Annotated in this window: 13 protein-coding genes and 1 tRNA gene; 9 read left to right on the forward strand and 5 right to left on the reverse strand. The window is 50.3% G+C overall.

Features of this window, described 5'->3' with window-relative positions:
* Positions 1–176 precede the first annotated feature (176 nt).
* Both AC2215_RS22520 and AC2215_RS22525 read right to left on the reverse strand, forming a co-directional pair.
* Positions 177–3,098, reverse strand: coding sequence for a protein kinase domain-containing protein (locus AC2215_RS22520; protein ID WP_486812259.1), 2,922 nt, complete (start codon positions 3,096–3,098; stop codon positions 177–179).
* 18 nt (positions 3,099–3,116) lie between these two features.
* Entirely contained in the window at positions 3,117–3,704 is a 588-nt protein-coding gene (locus tag AC2215_RS22525; protein ID WP_486812260.1) for an SH3 domain-containing protein, read from the reverse strand.
* A 121-nt stretch (positions 3,705–3,825) separates the two neighbouring features.
* Here AC2215_RS22525 and AC2215_RS22530 point away from each other — a divergent pair.
* The 3 genes from AC2215_RS22530 to AC2215_RS22540 all read left to right on the forward strand — a co-directional run bounded on the left by AC2215_RS22530 (position 3,826) and on the right by AC2215_RS22540 (position 5,376).
* Positions 3,826–3,898: transfer RNA gene (locus AC2215_RS22530), tRNA-Arg, on the forward strand.
* A gap of 127 nt (positions 3,899–4,025) precedes the next feature.
* Positions 4,026–4,352: a hypothetical protein gene (locus AC2215_RS22535; RefSeq protein WP_486812261.1), complete on the forward strand. Its 327-nt coding sequence runs from the start codon at positions 4,026–4,028 to the stop codon at positions 4,350–4,352.
* Positions 4,353–4,641: 289 nt separating this feature from the next.
* Positions 4,642–5,376: a hypothetical protein gene (locus tag AC2215_RS22540; RefSeq protein ID WP_486812262.1), complete on the forward strand. Its 735-nt coding sequence runs from the start codon at positions 4,642–4,644 to the stop codon at positions 5,374–5,376.
* Between the two features lie 83 nt (positions 5,377–5,459).
* Here AC2215_RS22540 and AC2215_RS22545 read toward each other — a convergent pair whose 3' ends face one another.
* Positions 5,460–5,936, reverse strand: a complete 477-nt coding sequence (locus AC2215_RS22545; RefSeq protein ID WP_486812263.1) for a TspO/MBR family protein — start codon at positions 5,934–5,936, stop codon at positions 5,460–5,462.
* A gap of 1,088 nt (positions 5,937–7,024) precedes the next feature.
* The gene (locus tag AC2215_RS22550; RefSeq protein WP_486812264.1) at positions 7,025–8,050 is read right to left on the reverse strand and encodes a diguanylate cyclase domain-containing protein; all 1,026 of its coding nucleotides are present in this window, start codon (positions 8,048–8,050) and stop codon (positions 7,025–7,027) included.
* A gap of 784 nt (positions 8,051–8,834) precedes the next feature.
* On the opposite strand from AC2215_RS22550, the gene AC2215_RS22555 reads away from it, so the two are divergent.
* The 4 genes from AC2215_RS22555 to AC2215_RS22570 all read left to right on the forward strand — a co-directional run bounded on the left by AC2215_RS22555 (position 8,835) and on the right by AC2215_RS22570 (position 13,740).
* On the forward strand, positions 8,835–9,518 hold the full coding sequence (locus tag AC2215_RS22555) for a response regulator transcription factor (protein ID WP_486812265.1): 684 nt from the start codon (positions 8,835–8,837) through the stop codon (positions 9,516–9,518).
* Complete coding sequence (locus AC2215_RS22560; RefSeq protein WP_486812266.1) at positions 9,478–10,806, forward strand: sensor histidine kinase; 1,329 nt, start codon at positions 9,478–9,480, stop codon at positions 10,804–10,806. Before AC2215_RS22555 ends, AC2215_RS22560 begins: the two co-directional genes overlap by 41 nt.
* A 205-nt stretch (positions 10,807–11,011) precedes the next feature.
* Positions 11,012–12,925 carry a glutamine--fructose-6-phosphate transaminase (isomerizing) gene (gene glmS, locus AC2215_RS22565; protein ID WP_486812267.1) on the forward strand — a complete coding sequence of 638 codons (1,914 nt, stop codon included), beginning with the start codon at positions 11,012–11,014 and terminating at the stop codon, positions 12,923–12,925.
* A 287-nt stretch (positions 12,926–13,212) separates the two neighbouring features.
* A complete protein-coding gene (locus AC2215_RS22570) occupies positions 13,213–13,740 on the forward strand; it encodes an FtsB/FtsL family cell division protein (protein ID WP_486812268.1) in 528 nt (175 codons plus the stop codon).
* A 352-nt stretch (positions 13,741–14,092) separates the two neighbouring features.
* Here the strand turns inward: AC2215_RS22570 and AC2215_RS22575 are convergent, their stop codons facing one another.
* Entirely contained in the window at positions 14,093–15,073 is a 981-nt protein-coding gene (locus tag AC2215_RS22575; RefSeq protein WP_486812269.1) for a GntR family transcriptional regulator, read from the reverse strand.
* A 638-nt stretch (positions 15,074–15,711) separates the two neighbouring features.
* Here AC2215_RS22575 and AC2215_RS22580 point away from each other — a divergent pair.
* Both AC2215_RS22580 and AC2215_RS22585 read left to right on the forward strand, forming a co-directional pair.
* Positions 15,712–16,455 (forward strand): dienelactone hydrolase family protein, encoded by a 744-nt coding sequence (locus tag AC2215_RS22580; RefSeq protein WP_486812270.1) that lies wholly within the window; start codon positions 15,712–15,714, stop codon positions 16,453–16,455.
* A gap of 851 nt (positions 16,456–17,306) precedes the next feature.
* Positions 17,307–17,816: a hypothetical protein gene (locus AC2215_RS22585; protein WP_486812271.1), complete on the forward strand. Its 510-nt coding sequence runs from the start codon at positions 17,307–17,309 to the stop codon at positions 17,814–17,816.
* The last annotated feature ends 20 nt before the right edge of the window (positions 17,817–17,836 follow it).

The raw sequence follows: 17,836 nt of genomic DNA on the forward strand, positions 1-17,836 counted from the left end.
CTATGGGGAATTAAAAATTAAAAATTAAAAATGTTTAAGTTCTAGTGCAGCACGGGGTGGGGGAGATTTGAGCGGCCAATAAAAATCTCTGCCGTCGAGAGGCAGAGACGTCGTACAAGTATTAAGGTGCGTCTTGTCTTGTTTCTATACCCACCATAGCCACTGTAAATCGGCAATTACCTCATCCGATCGGGTGAATTTAAATCTACCGAGTTAGAGGATGTATTTTGGCTCGTTGTTGGGTTCATTGCGGCAAAATGTTCGAGCAACAAACGATGGATGAAAATATATCCGCCGCCGACTTTCTGCAAAAAAATACGATCGGTGGCGTAATCTAAAAACCGGGCGTAATTCCAGGGTATCGAACCGCTAGCGGCTAAAATCGATCGCAGAATTAGGTGTTTGGCACAAGCTGCCCCGCCGCCAATTGCCATACCGAAACAAGCACCAAACGTTCCCCAAAAAAAGGGTCGCCATTGCAAGGGAATCGCCGCTAAACTCAAGACGGTAAACCCGATACCCGCAAAAATAAGAGCATTTTTGCCCGACTGCCACATCCCTTGATTCGGTCGCGTCACTTTGGCGATCGCCGGTCCCGTCATGCCCCGAGTCAGACCAAATAGCGTCCCCATACTCAAACCAAAAACTGCCCCCCGCAGCAGGGCATAACTGGGAAAATTCGCCCAAGAAATTAGAATTTGCCAGTGGAGGGGATGGAAGATAATTTCATAGATAATTTTCAAGAAGAATAACGAAGACGTACCGATGCCGATGCCGAGGGTGAGGGATTTTCTCGCTTTTGTCCACGACCACTTTAACGTTTCCACCGGTTCGATGCGATCGAACCCAAAAATCAGCCAAAACATCACCGCACTAAACGGCAAAATCACGATTAATCGGCGCAGGGATAACACCAAAGAACCCACCGAAAATCCGCAGAGAAAAAATAGGGCGATTCCTGCGAAACCATACACCCATTTTTGCCAGGAACGGGCGAACCAACTCGGCTGCATCCGTTCGATTAAAAAGATGGTTTGCGATCGCGCCGACATCGATTTCGCCAGCCAAATCAGCCAGTGCAGCGCCCGTTCCTTCCCGTAGCGGTGACGGTGTGGGCTGCGGCGATCGAACATGCGCCGAATATAGGTATCGAACAAATGCTGGCGTTGGGCTTCGAGGGTGGGAATTTTGGGCAAGCTATCGGGAGACATACCCCGGTAAGCCAACGTCATAATACTCAAAATCAGGGGAGATTTCGCCAGTTCTTGAAGGGCGACTTCCTGTTGCAGCAAACGGCGCACCCCCGCCAGTTCCGCACCGGCATTGGCGAGATATGCCTGAATTTGGCGAACGGTTAGCGGTTGCAAGCATACCGCCGCTTGTAGGGTGAGGCGAGATTGGAGGACTTGGTAATCGCGAATGCGGCTGCAAACGATAATTTCCGTGGTTCCGTAGGACTGGCTAAATCGATTCAGGGCAACGATACAGTTCTCCCGCAAGTTGGCGCGCACTTCATCTAACCCATCGAGTAGCAGCAGCAATTTCCCCGCTTCCACCCAGTTACGGCCGATTTCCCGCGATACTTGATATTGCCGGTTGAGTTCGGCCACCAACCAAGGGGCGATCGCCATTTTTCCCTGCCACGAGGAGAGATTAAAAATCACCGGCAGGGGTCGATCGGCATCAATTTCGGCCATCGCAAGTAAATCCCGCGCCACTTCCAGGAGGGTGGTGGTTTTCCCCGAACCCGGTTCCCCGAGAATCAACAGCGATCGCCCATCTCCCATTTCCCGAAACTTATCGCTGACTCGCACCCCCGACGGTAGCGCCTGGGCAACAGCATCGGCACTTTGCCAAACCAATCCCCAAGGGCGATCGACCAAATCGTTGCGTTCTTCCAACCCCAGTTCGATGGCAGCGCGATCGTGGAGGGAAGTTTCGAGAACCCCTTTAATCCAGTAGTTTCTCACTTTGTTCAGTAAGATTTGCCGATAGCGGAATTCGGAATTCGGAGTTTGAAAGCTTGAAGGAGATGGGGGCAACCGTAGGGGCAAAGCATTTGGGCGATTAATGATGAATGAAACCCAGCCTGGAACTTCCAAATGCTTCGCCCTCTTCCGGGAATGGGGGGGATGGGGAGACGCGGAGATAGGGCGATCGATTTGTGTGGATTGTGGTTGAGTCAGTTGCCCTTGTGTCGATGGAAATTGCGTGGGGGGTAGTCCGGTGAGATCGACTTCAGCTTCTTCCGTCTCCACCTTTGCATCAACCCCCAAACCCGCAAGCTCATCCAATACATCTATTGCGCTAGAGTAGCGATCGCGTGCATCGCGACATACCAACTTTGTGAGAATATCGAGAAACGCTGCCGAGAAACCATCCTCCGGGAGGCGATCGCGCCACAGAACCTCCCCGGTGCGGTTATCCTCGGGCAGTTGGTGGGGAGAGACGCCGGTAATACCTTGGATGGCGACCATTCCCAAAGCGTACAAATCGCTATTCGATCGAGGTTTGCCAGCGGCTTGTTCTGCGGGCATGTACCCAGAAGTCCCCACGGCAACGGTCAAATTTTCCGGATCGAGGTGAGTACCCAGTTGTTTGCCCAATTCTTTGACAGCCCCAAAATCGATGAGAACTAACGCCCCATCCGATGCGCGGCGAATGATATTACTGGGTTTGATGTCGCGATGAACGATGTCCTGCTGGTGGACGAACGCTAAAATCCGCAGCATTTCTTGCAAAAAGGCGATCGCGTCCGATTCTTCCCATAACCTTCCCCGTCGCAATTCCAGCTTCAGATCGTCCCCGCGAATCAACTGCTGCACCAAATAAAATTCCCCCCCCACTTCAAAGTGGGCGAGGAGTTGGGGGATGCGATCGTGGCTGCCCAAACGGTACAGGGTTTGAGCTTCCGTATCGAACAGCCGTCGCGCGGTTTGCAATACAGATGGGGAATCCGACTGAGGTTGCAAGCGTTTGACGACGCATTCCGGCTGTCCGGGCAAATCGCGATCGCGGGCGAGGTAGGTTTCGCCGAACCCACCCCGCCCCAGAAAACGAACGATTTCATAGCGATCGCGCAGAACGGTTCCCAGCATGGAGGAACGAATCGATCGCTATTCGGGACAGAGGATTAAACCCACACCCAAAACGTAACCGTTGACGGGGGCTGAAATGGGAACCCAGCCATCGTCGCCGCGATTGACGATGGTGACTTGCTGTCCGTCCACCACGGTACCCAGGAATCCAGCGTTCAAAGACGGGCTTTGATAGACTTCCAATCCGTCCGTCGCCGCAACTTGGCGGCAGCTACTGGTTACCTCGGGTTCGGTTTCGACGATCGGGGTGTTGCATTGAGTGAGATAGTCGCCGTAGACGTAACCGTTGTAAGGCGAGGAAATCTGCACCCAGCCTTGTTCGTTCCGTTCCACCATCGTCACTAAATCGAGATCGGACAAAGTCCCGACGACTTTGCCCCCCGGAGTCAGACGCACGTTGAGATAGCTGTCATCGCTGATATTCACCCGGCGACAGCTATCGGGTTGGGTGGTGGCTTCGGGGGCGGCCGGGGCGGCCGGGGCTTCCGTGGCTTCGGGGGCAGGAATGGGTTTGGGATTTTGAGCCATTGCCGGGGCGATCGAACTCAGGGAAAAGGCGGCGGCAAGGGCGATCGAAATCGAGCGGCGATCGTAGTTTTTTATCATCTTTAAATAACTCCTTTTTATCGAAGCAGGTCTCGGGAACTGCCAGGGCGCGACAATTCTGAGCTCTGCAACACCACACTATGCAATCGGAGGCGATCGATGTTATACTATCGTACCGTAAGGGCATGTAGCTCAGTGGATAGAGCACCAGATTCCGGTTCTGGGTGTCGGGGGTTCAACTCCCTCCATGCTCGTTAAGTGAAAGATCGTCAATTGTCGATCGAGATCCTGTCATCTCGATCGAATCTTCGATGTGCGATCGCCTGGGTCTGAATGTTCGCTTTCAACCTTTGATTGAATTCATCGTTAAATAGACATTCAATGTTAGATTTTTATGCGGTGGATGTTGTTACACAGACTCCATCTCTCGATCGCACTTATTTAGGGGGTTTAGAAATGGATGAATTCAATGACCTAATTCGATTAAATATTGTATCTAATCATCCTAGCGCGTTTAACTATTTTTCTTATTTTGAAGATAGATATTTATCAAAATATATTGTCAAAAAACTGCTGATTTTAGCTGAGAATAAATTTAAAATAGCACAGAAAACACCTGGCTATCGAAGTTATGGTGTTGAAAATTTTATTTCTTTTTGTCGCGCGGCAATTCAGTCAAAATCCGACATTCAAACGCTTTGCGATTAGTTTGATTTTTTCGATCGATCGTGATAATCGAGATTGTCACAATCAGTTGCTCTCCAATTTTGGTAACCGAGGGATGTGGAGCGTTTAGATTGACTCAATTTTATCGCTTGTCTAAACTTGAGATCGTGTCGGAGATCGAAGCTTCGATCGTACAGTACGATTGCCAGCTAAGACGATCGCAGACCCACTTTTTAGAATCGCAAAAGTCGAACGGGCGAAAAAATTTTCCCGAAGGGGGTGCAACTTGCCCGAAATTAGTGAAGATTAGAGGTGTTTGAGGAAATTGGCGATGAAATTGTTTAAGTGGTTTCTCCTGTTGGGGGCGATCGTGTTTTCGATCGCCGGTGTGTCCCTCCGTGCTTGGGGAACGAGTCCGGCTATCCCAGTCATCGACTCGCGAGTTCCATTTTCTCTCGAAAAAATTGCATTTCAAGATGAGTCTTCTGGCTGTTTTCTCGATTCGAAAATAGACGACGATCGCCTTCTCGAAATCGAGTTTACCCAAACTTGCTTGAATGAAAAAATGGAGTTGCCCCAACTCTTAGATCGAACGGAAAAACGCATCAACGACAACGAGCAATTTCCCCTCAAGGTCAGAAATACTCAATACTCCCTCATTGACGATGGCATTAAAGTCAAATCGGAGATGTCAATTGATTATCCCGTAATCGGTCTAGTCACTCTCGCCCTCGATCAAGATATTTTTATTAATTTGACCGAAGGCAAAATCGACTTGCAAGCTGGAGAAACCCAGCTCAATCTCAATGTTTCGAGTATCCCCATCGAAAACTTTAGCAGTCTGATCGACCAAGTTGTCGATAGTCAGTTAGTCGTTTACGATGGCAAGACCGTGAGCGAGTTTTTAGCCCAAACAGGTTTAGACCTCAAACTGGCCGAAGATATTGGCATCGATCCAAAAGCCATCAAATTTACCGTACGGGCGATCGAATCTCACATCAGTGCCAAAATTGATGAAGAAGAACTGACCATTGCCATCGACTTTGGCGAACCCGCTTCAGAATGATGGATGGGTGGAAAGACAGGGCGATCGAGACAAAACAACTCACAAATTGTTCATTGTCCATTGTCCATTGATTCTCCCCACCCTCATCGTTCGAAAGGATTGAGGCGCAGCATCTCCCAAGTCACGTAAGTACCGATGGGACTCCAAAGAATGTAGGGCAGCAGTAGCAGCGAGGCTCCCATTGAAATCGATCGCACCATCAATGCCAGTAGAACGCTCGACACCACGCATAGACTACCGATGATGACACCGACTCGCAGACTTCTGAGTTTACACATGACAACGGTATAAGCCAGTGTCACCCCTTCCAACCACAAATAGAACCCCATCAGCGCCCAACTTTTCCCCGTACCGGGGTTAGCCTCCCACACCCAATAGGCAGACCATGCCGCGCAGATAAAAATCACCGTCCAAATCAGTGGAATAGCCCTCTCGAATACCAGCCAATCAGGCCGTCTCAAACGAAAGAACCACCGATTATCTCGCGCGGAGAGTAACCGACCGCTTAAGAAACCCATCAGGAGCGTAACGGCCCCGATAACCATCCAAGATTTAATCACAATTTGACGTTACCTCTTGAACTCTCCCTGGCTGAAAAGACCAGGGATTCTAGGTTAAGTGGCTTCCGCACACGCTTTGTGATGCGGTCTGCCACACCACGGCACAATCGTGTCAAGTCACTGTACGCGCTATACCGTTTTGGGAAGTTCAATGCTCCCTTAGACACCTTGGCAAGGGTAATCCCAAGCTGTGTGCTTACTTTTGCGATGATGTTGGCTGCACCATTGCACTCAGCATTCACCATTTGACCGTTAGAAGCTCGGTACACTAGACCGCCAGAGGTGCGATAACCCGGAAGGTTGGGGTGTCGTTCGATTGTTCCGTTGAAATAAGCTTTTCGCAATCCGTTATACGAGTTGACCCGCTCAACAACAGACTTAATTGCTTGCTGCGCTTGCTGACCACCCAACAGCGAGTAGTCCGAATCGGTCTTGAATTGCTTCCACAACTTCGGGTACGAAACCCCTGTTATCGCTTTAGACTTCCGGTACATCCGGGGTTGGTCATCACGACCGGGGGCGAGGTAAAAGTCCTGATTCTTCTCAAAGTAGTTCCGTCGAATTGAGTACAAGACGGTGTTCTCGAATCGATTAGCAGTCTCGCAAAGAAACTGAAGAACCGAACGTGTCATTTCGTCTCTGGTAAATTTAACTTGCCGAGTGTGGTATATCACGAGTTCGACTTGTTACATTTTCACGTTATTTTTATTATAGGAAACCATAATAATTTTGTCAAAAAAGATACGGACGTGAAAGAAGAAACTAGAGGCGCTCCAAGGCGATATGACGACCCCAAGAAAAAGCACGGAATCTGGCTTACAGACCAGGCATGGATTTGGTTAAAGCTGGCCGCGAAAGACGAAGGGATAAGTGTAGGGGAGTATATAGAGCGTTGGGTGCGAAGTGAAATCGAAAGAGATACAGGAGGTTAAAACCTCCCGTGTCGTCTTTTATCCATGGGCTAAAGCCACATGGTTATCATTCTCCCGGACTACACTTATATCAAATCCGGTTGAATAATCATAATTCTGGTGTTGTCCGCGCTCTTTGTGGCGACTGCTATATAAAATCCAAAATCTAAAACGAAATTAGAACAACCGTTCCAGGGGGGGTTCCATCGAGCGCACGACATCGAGACAATAGCCATTGCGTCCGTACTGTTTGGCTTGATACAGTTGCTTGTCGGCAAGAGCAATCACCATCGACGATCGAATATCTGCGGTTGGCAGCAAGCTGATGCCCCCCAAACTAATTGTGATTCGATCGCTCACGTTAGATCTCGGATGAGGGATTTTAAGTTCTTCGATTCGACGTTGAATGGTGCGGGCAATGTGAAGCCCACCGGCGGCATCGGTATTGGGCAACACGATCGCGAACTCCTCCCCACCGTAGCGAGCTGCTAAATCTCCTGCCCGCTTAAGTGCGTTACTCAGAGCCTGGGCTACCGATTGCAAACAGCGATCGCCAGCCAGATGACCGCAAGCATCATTGTAGGTTTTAAAATAATCGATATCGCACAATAATAAAGAAAGCGGTTGTCCTTCTCGAGAACAGCGGCGCAATTCTTGGGTCAGATAACAATCGAACTGGCGGCGATTGGCAATACCCGTCAACCCATCTAAGGTAACCAGGCATTCGAGAGTTTGGTGAACCTTTTCTAATTCGCTTTGGGTTTCTTGATGCTGTTGCATTTCCCGTTTCAGTTGTGCGTTTTTCTCGATCAGTTCTTGAGTTTGTTGCTGTAAGTTTTGATGTTGGCGAGCGATTGCAATGTGATTCTCGACCCGAGCTAAAATTTCAGCCTGTTGAAAGGGCTTAGCAATAAAATCTGTCCCGCCCATATTAAAAGCAATAACTTTATTTTTCGGATCGTCTACTTCACTGATGAATAGAATCGGAATATGGCAGGTGTTTGCAGAAGAGCGAAGTTGAGAGCAAAGCTTGTAGGTCTCAGAGTTTGGCGTTTTAATTTCGAGAATAATGAGTTGGATATTATAGCAATTAACAACTTGAATTGCTGCGGAATTATGATGTGCTTGAAATAGACGATAGCCTCGTTCTTTTAAAAGAACGAGTAGAGTCGAAGAAGGATGACCCACGTAGTCGATTATCAAGATGTTCGCATTTCGGTCAATACATAAAGAAGTCACAAATCCTATCCCTAAAAAAGTTAGCTAAATTAAAAAAATGGAAAAATTAGAGGTTTTTAAATTGAGAGCGCTAAAAATAGCTTCGGTATCAAAATTCTATTCGCGAGCTTCGAAACCTTATGCCGCTATGCGCCATGAAACATACAGGTATGAAGAAGCTGAGTCTATAGCAGTTCCGGGTTGACTGACAACTAAGAGCGACAATTGTGCCCGATACGCTCTGCCCCGTTGCCCGATCGGAATTGGCTTTTATCTTTTATGTTTGCGTTCAAGGAATCTTTCGATGGCAAATGTCAAATACCAGACATCTGGAAGTCGCTTGCAGCTCGGGAACGTGACAGACTCAGTTGAGAGTCGATGGGCGATCGACCCGACCGCTTCCTCATCATATTAAAGGGTTAAGGTACAAACTGAGAGGTTCGATCTCCACAGCCACTGGTATCGCTATATTCAATATCCTGTTTGACACACTTTGTTTGTGAGCTGGGGGAGACAAGGGAGACAAGGGAGAGGGGGGAGACAAATAAAGAAAGAGACGCTCATGTTGTCGGGCGGTCCTCACCTCATTGAATACAGCTATAGACATCGAGGGAGAGCGAGTTTCCGAATTCTTCACGTTTGTGATGTAACTTGTTCGGTGTCCCTCGCAATCGCCTGTTCGATCGCGCCGGTTTCACAAACTCCACGGCTTCTCGTACGATCGCACTGTAAGATCGATACTCATTGGGTTTGAGAGATTTTAAACGTCATGAAATTGCTAGTTGTTGAAGATGACGAATGGGTAACCGAAGCACTGGTGGAGTATTTTACCGATCTCAACTATTTAGTCGATGTCGCCCACGACGGTCAAACGGGTTTGGAATTAGCCCAGGCCTTTAGTTACGATTTGATGTTGCTCGATTTGATGCTACCGAAACTCGATGGCATCAGCCTGTGTCGGCGCTTGCGTCAGAACGGGTGTACCATACCCATTCTCATGCTCACCGCCAGAGATACCAATCCCGACAAAATTACCGGACTCGATGCTGGGGCAGATGATTATGTCGTCAAACCCTTCGATCTCGAAGTCTTGTCAGCTCGCATTCGAGCGTTACTCCGTCGGGGGGGGCAAAGTCTGCCGCCGGCTCTGGAATGGGGGGATTTGCGCTTGGATACCGTCTCCTGTGAAGTGTGCTATCGCGATCGCCCCCTGACCCTGACCCCGAAAGAATATCGCCTGCTCGAACTCTTTATGCGTAACGGTCGTCGCGTCTTCAGCCGCACTGCCATTCTCGAATTGCTGTGGTCTTTTGAGGAACTGCCCACGGAAGCGGCCGTGAAAACTCACATCAAGTGCTTGCGTTCTAAATTCAAAACCGTGGGTGCTCCTACTGATTTAATAGAAACCGTCCATGGCTTGGGTTACCGACTTAAAGAAATTTCGCCGCTCTAATTTTTTCAGTCTGCGGTTGCATCTACTGCTGTCTTACCTGACGGTAATGGCCGCTATTTTGGGGGTGTTTGCCGTTGGGGCTTATATTTTCTTCACTCGCAGTTTTTACCGACAACTCGACGAGAAGTTACAAATCCTGGCTCAAGCAGCCGCACCCTCCCTCGAAGAAGTGGAAACCCAAGGCAGCGAATATCTCGATCGCGTCGATGAAGTGCCCTGGCGGGATATTTTCAATCGCGATCGCCAAAGTTTAGAGTGGTTTAACGCCCAAGGGGAGCGCATGGCCCGCAAAGGACAACTCGATTTGGTTCTGCCCCCGCAACCGGGTCCCCAAACCATCGGTGCATCCGGTTGGGCATCGGTGCGATCGTTTACGATTTCGGTGTATACCGATAGCATCTACAATGGCAAACCCGACTTGGTGGGATACATTCGCGCCAGCCAGTCGGGGGAAGACTTAAAAACCCTGAAAATACAACTGCTGTGGGGATTGGGTATGGGGGGTTTAATGGCCCTCGGTTCCATCGGCATTGGCGGAGTGTGGCTGACTCAGAAAGCACTCGCCCCGATCGAGCAAAGTTTCCAACAACTGCAGCAGTTTACCGCCGATGCCTCCCACGAGTTGCGCGGACCCCTCACGGCGATTAAAACCTCGATCGATGTGATTCGCTCTCATCCCGAACGCATTCATCCCAAAGATACCCGCAAACTCGCCGCCATCTCCAGTGCCAGCGAACAAATGAAACATCTGGTGGAAGATTTGCTATTTCTGGCCCGAACGGATACCCAAGTCCCCGTCGCCCCGCGCGAGTGGGGAGCGGTCGCTCTCAACCCCCTCCTGCGCAGCATCCTCGAACTTTTGGAACCCTCCGCCCAAGCCAAAGATATTACCCTACTCTGGGAACTGCCCTTTGTCCTGTTTGTCTCTGGGGACAAGGCACAACTGATGCGGTTATTTTCGAATTTGGTCGATAACGCCCTCAAATACACGCCAGAGGGGGGTAAAGTCGTACTTTCCCTGGAAAAACAAGGTCGCTTTGCCGTCGCCAGCGTCAAGGATACCGGTATCGGGATTAGCGAACGCCATTTACCTCTGGTGTTCGATCGCTTCTGGCGAGCGGATAAGGCTCGCTCGCGTCGGGAAAAGGGTACGGGATTGGGCTTAGCCATCGCCCAGGCGATCGCCACTCGCCACGGCGGCAAAATTACCGTCACCTCCAAAGTGGGGGAAGGCAGTTGTTTTCAAGTCCGCTTGCCTCGCATTGTTTCCACGGTGACGATGCAATAGACTTCTCGAGGACAAGGGTGGAGGGGGAAGGGGAAAAGGGATAAAAAATATATGAATTCGGCATATAAATTGATTTGAGTTTTTATTTCTGGAGATGTCGAATAGAACAGCCTTGCATCGAACCAGAAGTTTTGTTACCTTGCCGGAATGGGATTCGGTGTCCTTGAGGGTAAATCCAATGATAAAAACTGGGATGGTGGCGTGAATGTGCGGAATTGTGGGTTATATCGGCATGAGAGCGGCCAGCGACATTTTGCTCGATGGGCTTGAGAAGCTCGAATATCGCGGCTACGATTCGGCAGGGGTGGCGACGGTGGGAGCGGGAGAAGTTCGGTGCGTGCGGGCAAAAGGTAAGCTGCACAACCTGCGCCGGAAACTCGACGGTGCGGAAAATCCCGATCGCATCGGCATCGGACACACCCGATGGGCTACCCACGGCAAACCCGAAGAACGCAACGCTCACCCCCATCTCGATGGCGTCGGTCGGGTTGCGGTGGTGCAGAACGGTATCATCGAAAACTACCGAGAACTGCGATCGGAACTCAAAGAGAAAGGATACGAGTTTCGATCGCAAACGGATACGGAAGTTATTCCCCACTTAATTACCCACATCCTCAACCATGGGGTGATGGATTCGTTTTCCCCCCTGCTCGATGCCGTCCGACAAGCAGTGCATCGCCTCGAAGGAGCGTTTGCCATCGCCGTCATTTGCGCCGATTATCCCGACGAACTGATTGTCGCCCGCCAGCAGGCCCCCCTCGCGATCGGTTTCGGGCAAGGAGAGTTTTTCTGTGCCTCGGATACCCCAGCGATCGTCCCCCATACCAATGCCGTCCTGCATTTGGACAATGGGGAGATGGCACGGCTGACTCCTTTAGGTGCAGAGGTCTATAACTTCGATGGCAAGCGCCTGAACAAGCACCCCCAAGTCATTGACTGGAGTCCGATCCAGGTGGAGAAGCAGGGCTTCCGCCACTTCATGCTCAAGGAGATTTACGAACAGCCCGGGGTAGTGCGCACCTGTTTGGCCAACTATCTCAACAGCGAGTGGAATCTCGATCGCCCCGAGGGGTCTCCGATCAAGCTGGATGTGCCCCCCAGCCTCTACGAAAATCTCGATCGCATCCAAATCCTCGCCTGCGGTACCAGTTGGCACGCCAGTTTGGTGGGAAAGTACCTCCTCGAACAACTGGCCGAAATTCCGACGATGGTGCAGTACGCCTCCGAATTTCGCTACTCTCCCTCCCCCATCACCGCCAATACCCTCACCATCGGCGTGACGCAATCGGGGGAAACGGCCGATACCCTAGCCGCCTTGGCGATGGAACAGCAGCGTCGGTTTGCCAAATCGAACCAACTCGAGGACGATCGCGGTCCTTGCTTCGAACCGCGATTGCTCGGCATTACCAACCGCCCGGAATCCTCCTTGGGACAGTTGGTGGCTCATATTATCGATACCCACGCCGGGGTGGAAATTGGCGTGGCGGCGACAAAAACCTTTGTGGCCCAGTTGATGTCATTTTATGCCCTGGCTTTGGATATCGCCCATCGGCGCAAAACCCTTTCGATCGAGCGGCTGGCGGAAATTTTGGAGGGGTTGCGTCAGATTCCAGTGCAAATCGAGCAGGTCTTGGCGAGTCAGGAAGCGGGGATTGAGGAGTTAGCCCACGAGTTTAGCGAGACGACGGATTTTATTTTCCTCGGCCGGGGGATTAACTACCCGATCGCTCTGGAAGGAGCGCTCAAACTGAAGGAGATTAGTTACATTCACGCGGAAGGGTATCCCGCCGGAGAGATGAAACACGGTCCGATCGCCCTGTTGGATGCTAAAGTTCCCGTGGTGGCCATTGCTATGCCGGGGATGGTCTACGATAAAGTCCTCTCCAATGCCCAGGAAGCCAAAGCGCGGGATGCTCGGTTGATTGGGGTTACGCCGATGGACGACCTGGAAGCGAAGGAAACCTTCGACGATTTGCTGCCGGTGCCGACGGTGGAAGAGTTGCTCTCGCCAATGCTGTCGGTCATTCCGTTGCAGTTGCTGTCCTATCACATTGCAGCGCGGCGCGGGTTGGATGTGGATCAGCCGAGAAATTTGGCGAAGTCGGTGACGGTGGAGTAGGAAGTCAGGGTCGCAGCAGACGAGGCTTGAGAGCCCACCAAAAGTGAAATCCGGTCCGTTCTGGCAAGATTGACACCAATCTCGGCCGAGCAGATGCTACATTGATTTACAAGCACAAATGAAATGGAGAAGCACAGCCTCGGTTAAAGCGAGTGGGTTGGGTGGCTCGGCAACCGCAACAATCGAGGGACTTGGGTGTTAAAAGTGAGTCCATGTTGCTGTGTCTGAAATCTAATAATGCATCGAAACGTCCTTTCTTGCATTTACTTCATCACGGAAAGCTATCTATGTCCAACTCCGATTCCGATGGGAAAGCGCTACCCTCTCAAGACAATGCAAAATCACCATCCGTACCGCTATCGGTGTATCGGGAGCTAGCGGCGGAGCTGCAAGCCACTCAAGCGATGCTCGATTCCTTGCACGCTCAAAACAAGCAACTCACCCAACACAACCAGCAATTGAGCGATCGCAACGAGCAACTGCAAACCGAAATTGGCAAGGTCATCGAATCGGTCGATCGTCTCAGACAAGTCGCCTCCGTTGAGGAATTGAAGGGTTCGAGCGCCACAACGGATACTTCCACATCCACCCTCGATTCGCGCTCGCCATCAAAATCGAACAGTACTCCCGAGAAAATCGATCGATCTCTATTCTCCCAAACGGTGACCGAACAGCCGGCCAGTACGCCCCCAATCTGGAGTACGCCAGCTGGAAATATCGATCGAAAATGGTCGATTGCGATGATCGTGGCGATCGTCCTCGCGGCCTTTAGTGCCGGTTACTGGTATCAGGTTTCTTTCGGGAACGATCGCTAGGACGTGTTATCGGTTAAATCGAGGAGCCTTTTAGGACAAGGATTTGATAGCTTTGGCTTGAACATATCGCAGTTCGCGCTCGTATCATTACAGATTTTCAGTCATGGGGAACACCGGAACGGGAAACGGGGAATGGGCATTGGTGAGGCGATTTTCATCGAACCTCATGAATCATGTAGGCTAAAATGTTCCATAAAAAAAGCCCTCATCATCCCTGTTGATGAGGGCTTTTCTGCGGGTGTCTAACCCTCAGAGTACCTACAATTAGTGATACCGGTTTTAGCGATGGCTGTCATCCGCCAAATGGCTGAATTTACTCGGATTTGGGCAATATTCGTATATTTTGTTACCGTTAATCGAGTCCCAATTCTCGTTTGAGTAGATTAATTGACTTTGCACCGATGTAGTTTTCAATGCAGACGATTTGAGGCGGACGAATCAGATCGTCTCGGGCTGCATTGATCGACATTTTTACACTCGGTTGACTGGCGCGATCGCAAATAATCGTCCGGGCACTGCGCACGAGGGCATTGAGTTTGTAAGCATCGCCCATTTGAGCGGTGACCACCAACAGGTCATCTCCTCGCAAGCTATGGATAATGACTTCGGAGGCTCTGAGCAACCCAGTACTTAAGCTTACCAGACCCACACAACTATCTTTCGGTAAACCTTTGATCAGTTCGATTTCCCCGGCGTAGTCGTAAATATCCACGGGAATCACCCGCACGGACTTGGGAGCGGCAATTTCTTCCGCATCGCCGATAAAATAGCGACTGGTGACAACGGTGCCGGAATTGGCGCGATCGAGAGTCCGAGCCAGCTCTTCCATGGGAACCAATTGTACCGGGATGCACAGCGCCTGCTCCAACTCCCGCGCCATCAACTCCCCCACACCGATATCTTGGGTGGGAGCCGTCACCAGCACCCGCGCGCTACACCGCAAACGCCAGTCAATTTCGGCCAGGAACAGCTCTCTGGCTTGGTTGAGGGAGCAACCCTGCTTGAGGAGGTCGTCGAGGCTCTGCTGGACGATTTTATAGGCCTGGGGATACTTTTCTAGGGTGGGGGAATTGAGCTGCGTGCCACCTTCGTGACCTTGAGCGCGAACGTAAATCCCCGATCCCGCTTGGGCTTCCACTAATCCCGTTTCTTCAAGCTGTCGGTAAACTTTGCTGATGGTATTGCGGTGCAATCCCGTTTGCATGGCAAGCTGGCGGGTGCTGGGTAGCCGATGTCCGGGGGGAAATTGCCGCGAAGCGATCGCGAACCGAATTTGGTTGAATAGTTGGTTCGAGGCCGGAATATCACTATCGGGTTGGATGTGAAACTGCATAACAATGTAATCCTCGAGGGTGAGGGGGTGGAGATACCCAATATACTTAAGCTTACCCTGTACTCAGTATACGAATGCTTTGGGGCAGATGGCTGGGTTTTGGCAGGGATTTGACGGTTTTTGCCTGGCGAGCAAGGGGGACACTCGAAGGCTGGGGGAGAAAGATACTGGTGGGAGATCGGACTGCGCGCGCGACCGATGAATACAGCGATATTAGCGTTAGTTCGGGATTGTTGTATCCGGAGAAGGTGGGGCGAGGGCTCGGGGGGAATGGGGATGGAGTACTTTCATGCTGAGCCAGGAGATCTCGCCAGTGTTGCCCCTTTGCTGTCGCGAGGCTTGCCGACCGCCCGAACCTCACCCAGAGTCGGCATCCCGGCGAGGTCGCGGTAGCAAAACTGACGTGATTTAGAACGATCGATCGTTTAATTTTTCGATGCCATGGGTTCGTGGAACTTCGTAAAATTTAGATTGCGAACCTATCAGATAAAGCATTCGCTTTCAATCTCACAAATCGGGATTTGCGAGTCTCCCTTCCCCTTTTCTGTGATTCATCGAACGAGAACGAAACAAACTTATCTAACTTCCACGAATTTCCCGATATTCTAGAACAGTTAGAATCTTGCTTCTTCAGAAAAATGACCGTATTAGAAATTAATTCAGAGCGCGTTAAACTTGTCAATGGTGATTTACAAATCGATGCTTACCTCGCTCGACCCGTTGGCGAGGGTCCGTTTCCCGGCATTGTTGTGTTTCAAGAAATCTTTGGCGTAAACGCCCATATTCGAGATATTACCGATCGCATTGCCGGGCAAGGCTACGTGGCGATCGCTCCGGCACTATACCAACGCACGGCACCCGGTTTCGAGATCGGCTATACCGAAGCCGATGTGGCACTGGGTCGATCGTACAAAGTCCAAACCCAAGCCACGGAACTCCTCGGGGATACCCAAGCTGCGATCGACTATCTCAAGGCACTTCCCAACACCACCGATGCCATCGGCACCATCGGGTTTTGCTTCGGGGGACACGTCGCCTATCTCGCAGCCACCCTAGCGGACGTGCGCGCCACCGCTTCCTGTTACGGGGCCGGCATTACCACTCTCTGCCCCGGAGAAGAAGGAGCAACCCTCGATCGCACCTCTCAAATTGGGGGAACGCTCTACGGTTTCTTCGGTACGGCCGATCCCCTCATTACCCTCGAAGAGGTCGATCGGATCGAAGCCGAATTGAAACAGCAAAATATCCCCCATCAAATTTTCCGTTACGAAGGGGCAGACCACGGCTTCTTGTGCGATCGACGTGGTAGCTATAATCCCACCGCTGCTGCCGATGCATGGCAGCAAATCTGGCAACTGTTCGAGCACACTTTAAAAGCTTAGGGATCTGCGGGAAAATAACAGACCAAGTCCCTGAGCGAGGCTGCCAGAAGCCTCGCTCTCGATTTGACGGCGACGCAAGGAATCTCTGATTTCACGCCACATCATCAGTCCGCTAGTACTCCGCCAAGGCAAAAATGACTGGTGAAGACTGACGCACCAGACACGGTGAAACGGGAATGCGGAGAATATTAACACTGGGCAAAGTTAGCTTGGCAGAGTACTAGGGGAGAAGCAGGAATCTTCACCAAGCAAGGTTGTTCGTCGTCCGTTTTGTATCGTCCGCGATATGTATAGCAAAGTGCATAGTCCTTAAGACAAATCGAAAGCGGAATTAAAAATGCGTCTTGAAAAGTTGAACGGGACTCAAACCGACACCCCCTACGCCCACGTTTCGTTCGCAAAATTAAAAATTAAAGATGCTGACTGTATATAGCTTTGAGCGCATTTGAGAACGAGCTTGTTATTTCTGGCACGCTGCAGTAGCCTGCATGATTCGTGAGGTTTGACGACTATCTCTCAAAGCTTTACTTCAAAAGCAAGCTGGCAATTTGTGCGAAAAATTATCTGTTTTTTGAGGCTGACGAGAGATCGGAATCGATCGCATCTCTTCGTGAATAATCCAGGCTAGCCACAACAAGGTTTTTTCTGACGACCCAAAACTGACCGCTGAGTACTCCTTGCCATCAATATTTTCTTAGCAATCAAAATCTAAAACAAATACAAAGAAAATGACTAGCTTTGGCGAGGTAACGGAAGATTAAACGATAGTTTTTTTCAAGAGTTTATTAATACTATAAAAATATAAACTCTTCATAATTTATTTGCAGAACCTTTGACTAAGGATGATTGTTATGAAGGATAATACTTTTCTGTTTATTCAGACCGATCTTGATGCTAGAAAAGTAACAGGCTCGCTCTCAACTATTTCAAATGTTGTCTGGGTTTCTCCCATATACGGGCCCGATCGTATTGTGGCTTACTTGGAATCGGATGGTCCGGCTGAGATGCAAGCAGTCATCAACGACATTCGGACTAGGCGATATATAAAAGCTGTTGATTCTCGTCGGTGCAAAGTGATTCCCGGCTACCCCGATCGACCCGGTGTCAAATTTACAAAGGCGGTTCGCGCTTGTTTGATGATTAATGTGGATTACCACACCCTTCAAGAGCATGACTTCGTTGCTTTTCTCAAGGCACAACCTTACTCAGTTCAAGTGCGGGCGTGTTGGGGAGCTTCAGATACAATCGCCTTGATTGAAGCAGACAACAATGAAGATTTGCAAAATATTGTCTGTGATGAAATCAAGATTTATGAGGGGGTAAAATCTTTAAGCACGCGGGCTTGCTATAAAATGGTCTAGAAGATCGGCAAATGCAAGAC

The sequence above is a fragment of the Zarconia sp. genome, assembly GCF_057467645.1.

Coding starts and splice junctions, on each gene's coding strand:
- AC2215_RS22540 (WP_486812262.1), top strand. CDS start 4,642: ATGAAATTGTTTAAGTGGTTTCTCCTGTTGGGGGCGATCGTGTTTTCG.
- AC2215_RS22525 (WP_486812260.1), bottom strand. CDS start 3,704: ATGATAAAAAACTACGATCGCCGCTCGATTTCGATCGCCCTTGCCGCC.
- AC2215_RS22560 (WP_486812266.1), top strand. CDS start 9,478: ATGGCTTGGGTTACCGACTTAAAGAAATTTCGCCGCTCTAATTTTTTC.
- glmS (WP_486812267.1), top strand. CDS start 11,012: ATGTGCGGAATTGTGGGTTATATCGGCATGAGAGCGGCCAGCGACATT.
- AC2215_RS22575 (WP_486812269.1), bottom strand. CDS start 15,073: ATGCAGTTTCACATCCAACCCGATAGTGATATTCCGGCCTCGAACCAA.
- AC2215_RS22520 (WP_486812259.1), bottom strand. CDS start 3,098: ATGCTGGGAACCGTTCTGCGCGATCGCTATGAAATCGTTCGTTTTCTG.
- AC2215_RS22555 (WP_486812265.1), top strand. CDS start 8,835: ATGAAATTGCTAGTTGTTGAAGATGACGAATGGGTAACCGAAGCACTG.
- AC2215_RS22570 (WP_486812268.1), top strand. CDS start 13,213: ATGTCCAACTCCGATTCCGATGGGAAAGCGCTACCCTCTCAAGACAAT.
- AC2215_RS22585 (WP_486812271.1), top strand. CDS start 17,307: ATGAAGGATAATACTTTTCTGTTTATTCAGACCGATCTTGATGCTAGA.
- AC2215_RS22580 (WP_486812270.1), top strand. CDS start 15,712: ATGACCGTATTAGAAATTAATTCAGAGCGCGTTAAACTTGTCAATGGT.
- AC2215_RS22535 (WP_486812261.1), top strand. CDS start 4,026: ATGTTAGATTTTTATGCGGTGGATGTTGTTACACAGACTCCATCTCTC.